Origin of the sequence: Moorena producens 3L (assembly GCF_000211815.1) — a bacterium.
GTDB classification, from domain to species: Bacteria; Cyanobacteriota; Cyanobacteriia; order Cyanobacteriales; family Coleofasciculaceae; genus Moorena; species Moorena producens.
On record NZ_GL890945.1, the window covers coordinates 68,404 to 83,844 of the forward strand.

Annotated in this window: 10 protein-coding genes; 5 read left to right on the forward strand and 5 right to left on the reverse strand. The window is 44.6% G+C overall.

Features of this window, described 5'->3' with window-relative positions:
- The first annotated feature begins 14 nt into the window (after positions 1-14).
- Together LYNGBM3L_RS21970 and nadB are read left to right on the forward strand one after the other, a co-directional pair.
- On the forward strand, positions 15-1,730 hold the full coding sequence (locus LYNGBM3L_RS21970; RefSeq protein ID WP_009148872.1) for a methyltransferase domain-containing protein: 1,716 nt from the start codon (positions 15-17) through the stop codon (positions 1,728-1,730).
- Between the two features lie 10 nt (positions 1,731-1,740).
- Positions 1,741-3,444, forward strand: coding sequence for an L-aspartate oxidase (gene nadB, locus LYNGBM3L_RS21975; protein ID WP_044494339.1), 1,704 nt, complete (start codon positions 1,741-1,743; stop codon positions 3,442-3,444).
- Positions 3,445-3,533: 89 nt separating this feature from the next.
- Here the strand turns inward: nadB and LYNGBM3L_RS21980 are convergent, their stop codons facing one another.
- From LYNGBM3L_RS21980 to LYNGBM3L_RS48870, 3 genes are all read right to left on the reverse strand, one after another.
- The gene (locus tag LYNGBM3L_RS21980; protein WP_009148876.1) at positions 3,534-4,667 is read right to left on the reverse strand and encodes a M23 family metallopeptidase; all 1,134 of its coding nucleotides are present in this window, start codon (positions 4,665-4,667) and stop codon (positions 3,534-3,536) included.
- Positions 4,668-4,869: 202 nt separating this feature from the next.
- Positions 4,870-6,183 carry a homoserine dehydrogenase gene (locus LYNGBM3L_RS21985; RefSeq protein WP_009148878.1) on the reverse strand — a complete coding sequence of 438 codons (1,314 nt, stop codon included), beginning with the start codon at positions 6,181-6,183 and terminating at the stop codon, positions 4,870-4,872.
- Positions 6,184-6,331: 148 nt separating this feature from the next.
- Positions 6,332-6,454: a hypothetical protein gene (locus LYNGBM3L_RS48870; RefSeq protein ID WP_267872074.1), complete on the reverse strand. Its 123-nt coding sequence runs from the start codon at positions 6,452-6,454 to the stop codon at positions 6,332-6,334.
- A gap of 521 nt (positions 6,455-6,975) precedes the next feature.
- On the opposite strand from LYNGBM3L_RS48870, the gene LYNGBM3L_RS21995 reads away from it, so the two are divergent.
- Positions 6,976-8,130, forward strand: coding sequence for a pyridoxal-phosphate-dependent aminotransferase family protein (locus LYNGBM3L_RS21995; protein WP_044494302.1), 1,155 nt, complete (start codon positions 6,976-6,978; stop codon positions 8,128-8,130).
- Between the two features lie 450 nt (positions 8,131-8,580).
- Positions 8,581-9,843 carry a methionine adenosyltransferase gene (metK, locus tag LYNGBM3L_RS22000; protein WP_009148884.1) on the forward strand — a complete coding sequence of 421 codons (1,263 nt, stop codon included), beginning with the start codon at positions 8,581-8,583 and terminating at the stop codon, positions 9,841-9,843.
- Between the two features lie 386 nt (positions 9,844-10,229).
- On the opposite strand, the gene LYNGBM3L_RS22010 is transcribed toward metK, so the two are convergent.
- The gene (locus tag LYNGBM3L_RS22010) at positions 10,230-11,957 is read right to left on the reverse strand and encodes a DUF3352 domain-containing protein (RefSeq protein WP_044494304.1); all 1,728 of its coding nucleotides are present in this window, start codon (positions 11,955-11,957) and stop codon (positions 10,230-10,232) included.
- Positions 11,958-12,146: 189 nt separating this feature from the next.
- Entirely contained in the window at positions 12,147-13,280 is a 1,134-nt protein-coding gene (cofH, locus tag LYNGBM3L_RS22015; RefSeq protein WP_009148889.1) for a 7,8-didemethyl-8-hydroxy-5-deazariboflavin synthase subunit CofH, read from the reverse strand.
- A gap of 185 nt (positions 13,281-13,465) precedes the next feature.
- Between cofH and LYNGBM3L_RS22020 the strand changes: the two genes are divergently transcribed.
- The gene (locus LYNGBM3L_RS22020) at positions 13,466-15,307 is read left to right on the forward strand and encodes a glycosyltransferase family 39 protein (protein WP_009148891.1); all 1,842 of its coding nucleotides are present in this window, start codon (positions 13,466-13,468) and stop codon (positions 15,305-15,307) included.
- The last annotated feature ends 134 nt before the right edge of the window (positions 15,308-15,441 follow it).

The following is a 15,441-nucleotide window of genomic DNA, read 5'->3' on the forward strand; positions in this document are numbered from 1 at the left end:
ACCTTAAAGTAATCATGACATTACCGCAATTGGAGAATCAATATTATTCCTCAAAAGACGCAGCTTTACTTTACGATTGGCGCATTTATAGTATTCGTCAAGCCCTTAAGCAAAAAGGAAAAGCTACCGGAACTTTAGAAATTCAAGACTTGCTAGATTTGGGTCATCTGGATCAATATCACTACTTTGGTAGTCAAGCTTGCGATCGCGCCATCAATTATTTATCGCTCAATCCCAACTCTCGCGTTTTGGATATAGGAAGTGGTGTGGGTGGGCCAGCTCGATATATTAGCTATAAAACGGGATGTCACCTCCAATGTGTGGAATTAAGACAGGACTTTAGTGAAATTGCCCAAGAACTCACCCAACGGATGGGACTCGATCAGCGCATCCAATACCTGACTGGCAATGTTCTCAGTTCCGAAATCATCGATGCCCTGTTACCCAATTCATTTGACAACATCATTTCATTTCTATCCTTATTACACATTGAAGAGCGTGACAAAGTCCTTGAAATTTGTTTTCGTGCTTTGAAAGAAAATGGCAGTATCTACGTTGAGGATTACGTGGCAAATTGCACCCTGACACCAGACGTAAAAACCACTTTAAAAGAAGTATTTAAATCTTCTTACGTGCCAACCCGTGAAACCTACCGACAGCACTTCGAACGTGCAGGGTTTACTGAAATTTGTTTCATTGATTTAACAACCGGATGGCAACGTTGTATAAAAGAACGCTATCAGAAATTCATCGATTCCAAGGAAGAATCAATCAAACTCTTCGGTGAAGACATTTTTGAACACCGCAGTCGATTGTATAGAATTGGTCGGGATATGCTTCAAGGGGGTAGCGTTGGTGGAGCATTGATCACTGCTAAGAAACCCTGTGCTCCAAAGATATACCAAGTACCAGACACCTATTTTTCTGCTTTAACCTCTGTTTATAATGAGCAATACCATTTCTTTCTCGAAGACGGCTCTCTCCTTGCTCTGAGACATTTTAAAACCAAAACCCTTGAGCATTACTCCGCCTGGTGGAGTGACACTCAGGGCAACTCTCAGGAACTGATTAATACCTCGGAACAAAGAAGCTCAGCTGAGCATATCTCTATCCAAAAAAACGATCAAACTGGAATAATTTGTTTGCCAGAAGCCAATCTGGAAGTGCAATTTGAAGTGACGACCCAATTCACCTGGGGTGTTCCTGGTGAAGAAAATCAGCGCGATGTTATCCATCAGCCACAACTTGAATGCATTGTTCATACAGATAATGGCACTCAAAAAGCGCAAGGATATTGCAAAATTTATGAGGGGAATTATCCTAGGTTTTGGGGCTACCATTTTGTTTATGCACTCTTCCCTGATTACGGGATTATTTGGAGCGCTGATGCCACATTTGGTCAAGAAAGAAACAATCATTTCAATTTCCTCAATACTTCTAAACTTAATACTTCAGAACTGGATAATTCCCAAACAGAAAAGCAAATATTGTTGCGCGGGGAAAAGTCTTATCATCGCCAAACAAGTGCTCATGCCAGCATTCAAAACAGAATGTATGACTTGATCTTCGATAGAGCCTTTGCAACTTGGTCAAGCATTCTGCGAAATCGAACATCAACGATGGAAAGTAACCTCAGCTTGGAATATAGGGAGGCCATTTTAATAATAGATGACCAAGAAGTGAGCAAAGGAGTTTGCTTAAAAGAATCTTGTTTTGGCACAATTGTATAAGGGCAAAACTATGCAAGACTCTCAAATTTCTCTATGTAATCCCTCAGAATTGCCAAATATTCCCTCCCAGTTTGATGTTATAATCATTGGCTCTGGTGCAGCAGGGCTCTATTCTGCTTTGTCTTTGCCTTCCTACTTGCAAGTGGGCTTAATTACCAAAGATGCCCTGAAAACCGGAGCAAGTAGCTGGGCACGAGGCATTGCTGCGGCAATCGATCCCTCAGATACTCCATTGTCCCATTGGGAAGACACCCTCAAAGCTGGGGCAGGTCTTTGCGAACCAGAAGCAGTCAAACTTTTAGCTGATAATGCTCCCGGTGCGATCAAGTCCCTTTTAGAGATGGGAGTCAACTTTGACCGCCACGGTCAGAAACTCGCCCTGGAGCTAGAAGCGGCACACTCTCGTCCTCGTGTCCTCCATTCTGGTGAAACGACTGGAAAGGTGCTGATTGATGCACTCACGGCTCAAGTTTTGGAACGGGAAAACATTCAGGTGTTTTCCCAGGCATTTGCCTTGAGTTTGTGGCTCAATGAAGTCACAGGGAACTGTCAGGGGGTGAGTGTCCTCTATCAAGGATATATTCGCTGGGTTAGAGCTGCGGCAGTGGTCTTAGCCACTGGCGGCGGCGGTCAAGTTTTTTCCCACACCACAAACCCCACGGTCAGTACTGGGGATGGGATTGGTCTGGCTTGGCGTGCAGGAGCCTTGATCCGAGATCCAGAGTTTGTTCAGTTTCATCCGACGGCGCTAACAGTAACTGGAATACCCCGTTTCTTGGTTACTGAAATTGTGCGGGGGGAAGGGGCTCATTTAATCGATGCCCAAGGACAGCGTTTTGTGTTTAATCATCATCCTGATGGAGAGCTGGCACCCAGGGATGTGGTCAGTCGGGCAATTTTCTGTCACTTACAGCAAACGAAACCCGATCCCTATTGTGTTTATCTGGATTTGCGACCCATAAAAGCCCAGAGGATGCGAGATCGTTTTCCTAGTATTATTCAAGCCTGTCAACAGTGGGACATCGATTTGTTTACACAGCCCATTCCTATTGCTCCTGTGGCTCATTATTGGATGGGGGGAGTTGCGACGAATTTGGAGTGTTGTACCTCCATCGAGGGGCTATATGCTATCGGTGAGACTGCCAGTACAGGAGTTCATGGTGCTAATCGTTTAGCTAGTAATTCCCTACTAGAATGTATTGTTTTTGCTGCTCAATTGTCCCAGCTAACGGTTAACTCCAAGGTTAATGGTGGTGATGATATGGGATATCAATCTCTGCCAGTAAGGCAGGAACAACAGGATTGGAATAACGAGATGGAGAAGGTTAACTCAATCAGACAAAATTTACCTAAACTCATGTGGCAAAGTGCTGGAATTTCTCGCTCTCAAGGAATACTTGAAGATGCGATCGCACAACTAAATAGTTGGCGTTCTCAACTCACTGATTTGAATATTATGGGATACTTACTCAAGGCGACACCCAACGAAACAGTGCAATTAAACTCCGATCGAGCTGAGCAGCACCTGAGGCTAGCTGCAGAAACTCTCAATTTGACCGATGTTGCTTATTTAATCTTAAAAAGTGCGGCTTGGCGCACTGAAAGTCGAGGCGGACATTACCGCAGCGATTATCCTCAAACCTCTGATGATTGGCTATTCCATACCCTAATTCAGGGAGATTGTTGGCATAAGTCCGGCAAGATTACCAATTAAACTGAGTTGGAAAGAGATGAGCCAAAAAATGTCAGGATTCAGCTATCAGCATTCAGCTATCAGCTGAATGCTTACCAGGGGAGAGGTCACTACCGAGTAATTTTCAAATGCAATTTTGGATCTTGTGCTGCCCAACCCCCAGGGGAATTCAAACGAACCTCAAAATGTAGATGGGGTTGGTTAATGTCAGGATTTCCCGTAGTCCCCACTGTCCCCAATAACTGTCCAACATTAATTTGCTGACCTGGACTGACACTAGTACGGTTTAAGTGAGCATAGCGGGTTTGGCGTCCTCCCTCATGATTAATCACTACCAAATTGCCATAAGTGTCTTGTGCTCCAGCATAGGCAACGATACCGCTATCAGTAGCAAAAACCTGAGTACCTTCCTGTGCGAGTAAATCCACACCAGCGTGAAACTTCTTTTCATCCTCACCAGCGTCTTGCCGCCAGCCGTAATCCAGTCCTATCCCTGCCACAGTTGGTAAGGGATAATTAGTCAATCCGGTGTAGCTATCTACAGTCGGAGTTTCCCTCGTTGCTGTGGGAATACCTATGCCAAGGGAATTTAACCCTGGGATAAAGGCTTGCTTAGAGGGTTTTTTACAACCATTTAACTCAAATAAAACCGCAGCACGGACACCGTAGGCGTCTGCTAAGTCTTGCCAAGTGGCATTCAATGGCACATTCACCAAGATACCATTGAATGGCGGAATCAGAATCTCTTGCCCCACTGGCATTGACTGCCGGTTTAAGGCTCGATTAAATCGAAGTAGTGTAGCCTCTTCAAGGTTGTATTTGTTGGCAATACTCTCGACGGTTTCACCTGCAACCACTTGGTGGCGAGTTAAGCGAGAGAGCACTGGCGGTGGACAAATATCCTCTATAGTTGTGTTTTGAGTTACTGTGTTTTGTGGCTGTTGTACTGTTTGTACTGTCAGAGTTGTTCGCGTAGCGTGGCCTTTTGGCCAAGGTTGTAGGTTGGCTGCTTGAAGTGTGGAATGTGTGAAATTTAACTGGCTTTGCGTTCGCTGAAAGCGGGACGAAGTCCATCGCTGAAAGCGGGACGAAGTCCATCGCCAACCATCATCTACAGATAAAGAACCAGGATAGGAATCAGTTGTTCCCAAGTTTGAACTAGCAACAGTTGGGGTCACTAGCCAAAAAATTGTAGAAATAATTGGGAGCCAGCGCACTACATTCATTGTTAAGGATTGAGTCATAGATCAAGACTAGGGCACAGGTAAACGGTTTCAACTTTTAGACTTCAAGCAAACAACCTAACCTTCGGGAATGGCTACTATGGTTTGAACTTTCCCCGTTCGCGTAGCGTGGCCTTTTGGCCAAGGACTTCCCTCAACCCTCTAAAAGATTAAACCTTCAACTAGTGAACCTTCAACTATTCAACCTTCAACTCTTCAACCTTCAAAGCACTCTTAAAATACTAGGAATACTATCCACTGCCTCTAGAGTCCGAATTTCATCTAGAGCCTCTCGGAAGTTCCCTTCACGCACATCATGAGTGACGACCACAATCTCTGCTAAGTTTCCTTGGAAACCAATTTGCACCACAGATTCTAAACTGACATGATGTTTGCCAAAACTGGTGCCTAAATGCCCAATTACACCAGGATGGTCTTGACTGAGGAACCGCGCATAAAAGCGGGTGACCAGGTCTGAAATAGGAGCAACATTACAATAGTGCTGATGAGCACAACTAAGTAGAGGATGTAGTTGCTTGGCTTCGAGATCGGTTTTGAGGACAGCAGCAATGTTCAAAATATCCGACACTACCGCACTGGCTGTCGGACCAGAACCTGCACCAGGACCAGAGAAAATCACTTGTCCAATCGGTTCGCCTTCTACCACAATCCCGTTGTAAACATCATTGATACTGGCAAGGGGGTGAGTTTTGGCAACAAGGGTAGGATGTACCCTCAGCTGAATAGTTTCAGACTTTGGGTTATCCCCAGTTGCCATTGGGTCTCGCTTGGCTACAGCTAATAGTTTAATTACAAACCCCAGTTTCTCAGCATAAACAATATCTGCTGCACTGACCTGACGAATCCCTTCACAGTGGACATCAGATAACTTAATCCGTCCTGCAAAAGCAATAGAAGCTAAAATAGCAATCTTGTCAGCGGCATCTAATCCATCCACATCAGCAGTGGGGTCAGCCTCAGCATATCCCAACCGTTGGGCATCAGCCAGAATATCGGCAAATTCTCCCCCTTCCCGTTGCATCCGGGTCAGGATGTAATTGGTAGTACCGTTAACAATGCCAGTAATACTATGAATACGGTTCACTCCCAATGCCTGTTTTAGGGGTTGAATTACTGGGATACCCCCCCCAACTGCTGCTTCTAACATGACGTAGACTCCTGCCTCTTCCGCCGCCGCAAAAATTTCATCTCCATAGCGGGAAATAACGGCTTTATTGGCAGTGACAATATGTTTACCTTGGGCAATCGCTTTGAGCATAAGCGATCGCGCTGGTTCTAATCCTCCCAGTAGCTCTACTACAATATCTATCTCTGGGTTGGTGACAATTTCTTCTAGGTCCGTTGTCATCAACTCCAGTGGTAGTTGCACTTCTCTGGGCTTATCAAGCGATCGCACTCCTACCTTGGCAATTTCTATCCCTTGCAGTAGTGGGTTACGTCCAGCTGTGTCGAGTAAAATCTTTGCTGTTCCTGTACCAACGGTCCCTAATCCTAATAAAGCAATCTTAAAAACCACAGTATTTATCCTGAATCTATATGCTTGCCAAACATGCGATCGCTGAAAGCGGGATGAAGTCCATCGCTGAAAGCGGGACGCAGTCCATCGCTTAAAGCGTGCAGATCGCGAATCTTTTTCTTTTCTAGCCTACTTTGCGGTTAAAGGTTCATCCGTTGAAGGTTGAAGGTTCATCCGTTGAAGGTTGAAGGTTCATCCGTTGAAGGTTGTTTCCTGCAATCTGCCAACCGGCTAACCTGCCAACGGGCTCACCCAGGTATAAGGGTTTCAACGTGTTTATATTTTTATTAATTTGTTGCTTTATTAATTTAGTGTTATTGATTTTTTTAGTGGATAAAGGTTTCATAATTTAGATGCATTTGCTTTATAGCTCAACAAAATACATTAAAATTACTTTTTTTTGAGCATCACATCTTTGGCAAACTGTTGTGTATTAAAAATATATAACAGCTTAACTGCTTACCTCACCATTGCCATTGGCATCTTTGCCGATATCCAAGCAGATTAGGTTTTGTTGGGTGCATCTCAATGGATGAAATTAAGCAAAAATTCGCGCGAGAATTCCCACACTCCCCGCGCCCCACACTCCCCGCGCCCCACACTTCCCACACTTCCCTTTTTTTGACAAATATGAGATACACCCGGTTTTGTTGACCTCTTTAATCTCCTCTGTGCTTGAGGCTGAAGCCTCTTTGCTGTTCCGCCTTACTTCCTAGAATACGGGGATAGCCACCTTCGGGTTATTATTTATTTTGGTTAACTCTTACTTTACCAAACACTTATAAATAATAAATGACCTCAACCCCATCAATCAAAGATAATAATCGCGTCTCCGTGACCGATATAGATATGCCTCCGACGCTGTTACTCGGACCTGGGCCATCTAATGCCCATCCTTCCATATTAAAAGCGTTGGGAATGCCCCCAGTTGGTCACCTGGATCCCCGTTTTATCGCACTGATGAACGAAGTGCAAACCTTACTCCGCTACGCTTGGCAAACTGATAACCCGATGACCATTCCCATGAGTGGCACAGGTAGTGCGGCAATGGAAGCTACTCTAGCCAATGCAGTAGAACCAGGTGATGTGGTTTTAGTTGGGGTAAACGGTTACTTTGGACACCGACTTGTGGATATGGCTGGTCGTTATGGTGCTGATGTCCGTAAACTAATGAAGCCTTGGGGGCAAGTCTTTACCCTTGATGAACTCCGAGAAGGCTTGGAAACCCATCGTCCTGCTGTCTTGGCTTTGGTTCATGCTGAAACGTCAACCGGTGCCCGTCAGCCCCTTGAGGGTGTGGCTGAGTTGTGCCGAGATTTCAATTGCTTGCTGCTGGTTGACACAGTCACCAGTTTAGGTGGGGTGCCACTGTTTATTGATGAATGGGGGATTGATCTGGCCTATAGTTGCTCCCAAAAAGGGCTTAGCTGTCCACCAGGCATTTCTCCTTTCACTATGGGAGCTCGTGCCCTCGAAAAACTCAACCAGCGTCGTACCCAAGTCGCTAATTGGTATTTGGATGTATCGATGTTGAGCAAATATTGGGGTGACGAGCGCACCTACCACCACACAGCTCCAATTAATATGAATTATGCCTTGCGCGAAGCGTTGCGATTGGTTGCTGAAGAAGGACTAACCGCTTGTTGGGAACGGCATCAAACTAATGCTGAATTGCTTTGGGAAGGTTTGGCTGATTTGGGTCTAGAATGTCACGTGGAGCAAGAATTTCGTTTGCCTACCCTGACCACGGTTCGGATACCAGACGGGGTGGATGGCAAGGCAGTTACCCGCAAACTGCTGGATGATTACAACATGGAAATTGGTGGCGGCTTGGGTGAATTAGCTGGTAAAGTCTGGCGCATTGGTTTAATGGGTTATAACTCTCGGCGAGAAAATGTGGAGCAAGTTTTGAGTGCTTTAAAGGAGGTTTTAGGGGATTCTAAATAAAACTTAATGGCAAGGGATTGGTAAGGGATGTAATGGTAGTGGTGATCCTATTTGTTCAGAAATATGCTCATTAACTTATAGCTGACTACTAATAGCTAAATCATAACCCTTGCCAAGCCTAACAATGCCCCAAAGCATGAAATGTTAAAAATTTCATAAGAACCAGAGCGAGAGCATAAAACGTTGCTCGGATGATGGAGTTTAATGATTCATCAATTGAAAAATAGGTAAATAGCCAAAAAAACTATAATTTTTGACTATTTACCTGTCAAATCATGATCACAAAGGATTCAGGATTTAATTCAGGTTTTTTTTGTTTCAGTATTTGTTCACAATCAATTGATAAAACGTGATATGAATATATTAAGTTTTTCTTATAGCAGGTTAAAGTAGCTTAAAGTGATCTATGCTATACAGGTCATCAAGTAATTGTTAAAGGAGAATTGCTAATTGTCTCGTCGCTATTTATTTACCTCTGAATCGGTTACCGAAGGTCATCCTGACAAAGTCTGTGACCAGATTTCTGACACTATCCTAGATGCTATGCTCGCTCAAGATCACCAAAGCCGTGTTGCGGCTGAAGTGGTCGTTAACACCGGTTTGGTATTGATTACTGGTGAAATTACCTCCCAAGCCCAGGTCAATTTGATTGATTTGGCGCGGAAGAAAATTGCTGAAATCGGTTACACTGATGCTGACAATGGTTTCTCTGCCAACAGTTGCTCTGTTTTAGTTGCTCTTGATGAACAATCCCCTGACATTTCCCAAGGGGTGACTGCTGCCCAGGAAAGTCGCGAGGAAATGAGTGACGATGAACTAGATGCCATCGGTGCAGGGGACCAAGGTCTGATGTTTGGCTTTGCCTGCAACGAAACCCCAGAACTGATGCCTATGCCAATCAGTTTGGCTCATCGGGTTTCTCGCCGTCTGGCAGCTGTACGTAAAACTGGTGATTTATCTTACCTGCGTCCTGATGGCAAAACCCAGGTCAGTGTGGCTTATGAAGATGGCAAACCGGTTGGGATTGACACGATTCTGGTTTCCACCCAACACGATGCCACTATTGGTGATATTACCGATGAGGTAGCTGTCCAGGCAAAAATTAAAGATGACTTGTGGTCAGCAGTGGTGGAACCCTGTTTCCAAGATATTGAGATTAAGCCGGATAACAACACACGCTTCCTGGTGAACCCCACAGGAAAATTTGTGATTGGTGGTCCCCAAGGTGATGCAGGTTTAACTGGTCGCAAAATTATTGTAGACACCTATGGCGGTTACTCTCGCCATGGTGGTGGTGCTTTCTCTGGCAAAGACCCCACTAAGGTAGACCGTTCCGCTGCCTATGCCTGTCGCTATGCAGCTAAGAACATTGTGGCAGCAGGTTTAGCAGACAAATGCGAAGTCCAGCTGAGTTACGCCATTGGGGTGGCAAGACCCGTGAGTATCCTTGTAGAAACCTTTGGCACTGGTAAAGTGGACGAGGAGATTTTGCTGGAATTGGTCAACAACTATTTTGAACTGCGTCCTGCTGGAATCATCCAAACTTTCAATCTGCGCCGATTACCCGCAGAACGGGGTGGTCGTTTCTATCAAGACACGGCAGCTTATGGTCATTTCGGGCGTACCGATTTGATTCTGCCTTGGGAAGAAACTGATAAAGCAGAAATCCTTAAGGAAGCTGCTGGTAAATCTGGTGCTGTATCGATGGCATAAACTAGTACTCGGTCAATGTACTTTTGAGAGTTAAATCAAGGTGTTAAGTGTTAGGCATGAGGCTTTAGGGATTAGTGAAAGCCTCATGGCTAGTGCTATTAAGCTATCAGCAATCAGCAATCAGCAATCAGCAATCAGCAATCAGCAATCAGCTATCAGCTATCAGCTATCAGCTATCAGCAATCAGCAATCAGCTATCAGCTATCAGCTATCAGCTATCAGCTATCAGCTATCAGCTATCAGCTATCAGCTATCAGCTTTTGTGAATAAAACAGGTAACCATTTGTTTAATCTGAGTTACGTCAGCCTAATGCATTAGGCTGACCCCTGACCGCTGACCGCTGACCCCTGACCACTGACGGCTGAATGCTTACCTAATAATGTCTCTAGGGTTTTTCCTGATTATCTCCCTTCTTAGTTTCAGCAGGTTTACTGGGTTGAGAGCGTTTTTTCAACTGAACAAAAAGTTGAAAGCGGGTGCGATTGGGGTCGATTTTGGCAACCGTTAAGCCGATGGTATTAATTGCCTTTGCTAAGATTTCTTGCTGGGTTGGTAGTTGGGCGAGATTGAGATTACTGCTATTGAGGGTACGCTCAACATCAAGGAAAAATTGACCAGTGTTGGGATTAGGTTTGGTTGGTACGGTGTTTTGAAACAGAGGTGCTTGAATTAGTGTCTTTTGGGGTTGAGGGAGCAGTTCACTAGCAATGGGGGCTCCTAGGGTGAAGAAGACTACATTCCCTTCTAACCAGCCGTGGGTAGCATTCACCCCTCCTAGAGTAGCTGTCCAGCTCACCATTGGTTGACCGTTCACCTGAGTTTCTACTACCGGTAACTGATAACTATTGGTGATTAAGTCATCCAATTGCTGTAGGGTTGCTTGAGCACTAGAGCGATCGCTTACTTTTACCATCAATGCTAGCCCAGCTCCTAAGGGCGCAGAGTAAGGGTTATCCTGAAGCGCCAGTTTTTCGGGAGACATTGGTATTAAGGCTAGGGCAAACTCCCCTTCCATCCAAGAGAGTAAATCCTTTTCCCAATCCAAGCCTAAGGTAGTTTTCAATCCACCTTGGAAATTGTCTGGGGAAATGGGGATGAGAGAATTTAATGCTCCTTGTTCGGTATAGTATTGCCAAAATTGTCTGATGTTACCCCCAGATATAATCGCTAGGGTACTCGCTGGCATCCGTCTAGGCAAAAAAGAACCGCTAGTGTCGTTACTGGCCTTAACAGTGCTTCTGGGTTTGACCCAGGAAATCCCTTCAAAACTTATCCCCTCTGGTGTTAGGGTTACTGTTGTGACTATGTCTTGCTTTAAGGGTTTAGCTGCTGTTTTTTGAGCCTGCTCCTGGGAATCAGGGGCTACTGCGGCTAAAAAAGCTGGTAGATTAATATACAACTGACCAAAGGACTGATCAGCTTTAATCTGAGCGATCGCATCTTGGTACCCAGCTTTACTAGCTAAGGAAATAGCTCCTTTGTAGGTGTCAATCACCTGATCAATAATTTTGGGGTTTTCACTCACTACTAGAAAACGCCCCAGCACTGTTACTGAGTACTTTTGTGAGTACTTTTGGGAGTTACTCTTGTTTGTTTCGTAAACCTGAATACCTCTGTAGGTTCTCTCAACCCACTGTTTCCCTGATTGAGACTTGGCTTTTTTGAACAGCTCCATTGCTTGGGTTAGTTTGTCAATGGGTAGTACAATCAAACTGGGAAAAACTGATTGATCGTTTGATAAGACTGCTGGTGATAAGTCTCTAGGGCTAAAGTATGCTAAGGTAACTTCTTCACCCAACCAAGGTTTGATATCTTGCTGATAGTTGTAGCCGTTAGCGTTTAGTAAATTTTCCTGCAACTGACCAAGCTGTTTTTCCAAAACTTGTCGAGATTCAGTTGTGCCATAGTTTAGCAACTGTTGCCATTGTTTGGAGTCTGTAGAAATTGATGCAGTAAAAAAGGCATTTTGGGGAACTAACTGGGTACTTACCTGAATATTTGGTTTGAAAATCTGCCGCCGAACTAGCAACCAGTAAGCGGTTACTCCACCGCCTACTACCAAGACGGCTGCTGCAAAAATTAGCAGTAGAAAAGATTTCTTTTTTTTGGTCATGGATTTGATTGCTAGGGACATAAAGATAAAAGGTTATATCTCTGTGTGACCGTTGAATGTGATTACAATTGGTTGTTCGTAAATTACCAATTACTAATTACCAATTACTAATTACTAATTATCAATTACAAATTACCAATTAACAGGTATGGTATCAACCAGATTAGAAGTGATTAACTGGACTTGATCTTAGCTGTAAATCGTATCTCGTTGCTGATAGGGACGGCCAATGGATTGAATGGCTGCTTGTAATGTTTCTACTTCCATACAGGTACCCCCCATAGCTCCGGCCATGGTGGTGATATGCTCCTCCATTAATGTGCCACCAATATCATTACAACCCCATTTAAGGGCATCTGTCGCCCCAGCAAGACCGAGTTTTACCCAACTGGGTTGGTGATTTTTAATCCAGTTCCCTAGGAAAATCCGAGCTACAGCTGTGAGTAACAGAGCATCTTTCAATACCGGTTGATCCCGTCCAACCCGATGGCGTAATGGTTTGGGGGCTTCCTGTCCGACAAAGGGCAGTAAGATAAATTCAGTGATTAAGCCAGGGTATCCCTGGTTACAGGCTTTTTGTTGAAGCGATCGCAATTTTTCCAAGTGTGCCACTTGTTGTTGGGGTGTCTCAATATGACCCGAGAGCATAGTACTGGTTGTGGGCATTCCCAATTGATGAGCTGTTGACACAATCTCTAGCCAAGTGGCGGTATTGGTCTTTTCTGGACAGAGAATACGTCGGACATCATCATCTAAAATCTCTGCTGCTGTTCCTGGCATTGAACCAAGACCAGCCTCTTGTAGTTGAGCAATTACCTCGGCATAGCTAAGTCCATCTTGCTCAGCAATAAATTGCACTTCCTGGGGAGAGAAAGCATGGAGATGCAGCTGAGGAAAGTCTTGCTTAATGGTTTTTACCAACCCTAGGTAATAGGGCAAGGTTGACCCATTCATCTTTGCCTTGGGGTTGAGTCCGCCCTGCATGCAAATTTCTGTAGCATCCCGCCGCACCGCATCCGCTGCCTTTTCATGAATTTGCTGCCAATCGAGCCAATAAGCACCCTCTTCAGAGGCATCCCGCCGAAAAGCACAGAAACTACAGTGCTGGGTACAGATATTGGTAAAGTTGATATTACGGTTGATAACATAGGTAACCGTATCCCCAACTTGTTTATAGCGCAACCGATCCGCAGTTTCTTGAATTGACGCTACGGCCTGAGGTTCAGTTTGCTTCAAAAGCACAACCCCTTGATCGGGTGATATATCAACACCCCCTAAGGCACGGTTGAGAATAGTATCAATACTAGTGGTAATCACAGGCATATTCAGTAAACCTACATTCAGTAAATCTACAATGATCGCAGTGATCGCAGTTGAACACCTCCATGGTGTAGCCGGAAGGTGAAAATAACTTAGGGGCTAAAACCCCCTGTTTCCATATATTTTGTCTGTCATCTATTTCCATTCCATTGGCAAGTGTGCTCCTTTGCTGATTGAGGTTACTATTGTTGAAAATTTTCCTGAGAAGTCTCTGGTTCCACCCCCTGTTGCTATTGTTTTGGATTGCTATTGGCAGTGTTTTACGCTTCACTAACCTAACCCTGAAGTCTCCCTGGACTGATGAATTTGCCACAATCGTGTTCAGCTTGGGCAATAGTTATCAAACCTTACCCCTAGACCAAGCCATTTCCCTCTCTACCCTGTTACAACCACTGGCATTTAATCCAGAATCGGGAGCATCAGCAGTTATTCATCATTTATTCACTGAGGATCACCACCCTCCTCTATACTTTGTCCTCGCGAACTGGTGGATGAGGCTATTCTCCTTCGGTGTACAGGCGTTTGATGGAACATCCTTACAGGATAGCGACTTAGTAATTTGGGGAATGCGATCGCTTCCCGCCCTGTTCGGTATAGTATCAATTCCCGTAATCTATGGACTGAGCTGGGTAGGGTTTCGTTCCCGGTTAGTCGCTCAACTAGCAGCAGCAATTATGGCTGTGTCTCCCTACGGTGTCTTTCTAGCCCAGGAAGCCCGTCATTACACCTTAGCTATTTTGTGGGTAATGGCATCCCTGTGCTGCTTAGTTATTGCTGTACAACATCTTCAACGCCATACTGTTCTACCGATTTGGATATCCCTGTCTTGGGTAGTGGTTAATTGTTTAGGTATAGCAACCCACTATTTTTTTATCCTGACCCTCTGTGCTGAGGCCATGGTTTTATTAGGACTTTGGGGATTAGCCAAAATTTCTCCTTCTCGACCCTCTCCCATCCGGCGCATTGGTGCAGTTGCGGCAGGTAGTGCTATGGGAGGATTAGTTTGGTTACCAGTGTGGCTATCGAGTTACGATGCTCAGATGACTGAATGGATTATCAGTAGCAGTGAAGGGAGTTGGGCTTGGTGCAAGCCAATTTTTCAAGCTATCGCTGCTTGGATCACCATGTTATCGCTATTGCCCGTAGAGTCATCTTCCCTGATAGTGGTCATTGCTTCGGGTTTGGTGATGTTGCTGTTTCTAATCTGGTTGCTTCCGATTCTCTATCGCTATCTAAAAATACAACTAAATCACCCTCAGACTGCTTTGGTCACAACGGTTTTAGGGAGTTTCTTGATTAGTGCGATCGCATTATTTTTTGGTATTACTTACTGCCTTGGTACCGACCTCACCCGTGGTGCTCGGTATAGTTTCGTTTACTTCCCTGCTGTGATTGTATTAGTAGCAACCGCCCTAGCCGTGAGTAAGCGTCACCCTTCAACACCAAATCCCACTGACAATAGTAGCCATGGGAAACCGAAAACTATAGCGCTAGTTTTGTTAATGGGGTTTTTGAGTAGTATTACCGTAGTCAGCAATCTAGGCTATCAAAAATACTATCGTCCAGATTTATTGGTACCGATAATCGAACAAAAGTCATCAGTACCGATACTAATTGCTACTACTCACAACACCTTGGTACAGACTGGTGAAATGATGGGACTGGCTTGGGAATTCCAACAGAAGGCTGATCAAAAACTATCTTCAGTAAATCCCAAATTTCTATTGGCACATCAAGACCAAATTCAGTGCCAGCAGACCAATTGTCCGGCTGCTATCACTCTTAAAAAGACTGTTGCTAATTTGTCAAGTACCCTAGATGTATGGTTGGTGAATTTTAACGCAACAGTTGAAGAGTTACCTAATTGTTCTGCTGAGAATTCTGTTAATAATTTAATATCCGTGGATGGTTACCAAGCTCAGGTTTATCACTGTCTTGATTCTAAGCATTCAGCTGTCAGCTATCAGGCGTCAGCCGTTAGCCGTCAGCCGTCAGCCGTCAGCCGTCAGCTTATTTTATTCAATAGCTGATAGCTAATAGCTGATAGCTAATAGCTGATAGCTAATAGCTGATAGCTGATATCTGATAGCTGATAGCTAATAGCTGATAGCTTAAGCAAAATATGCGATAGTATCTTTTGTAACAAACTCTAATTAAACCCACC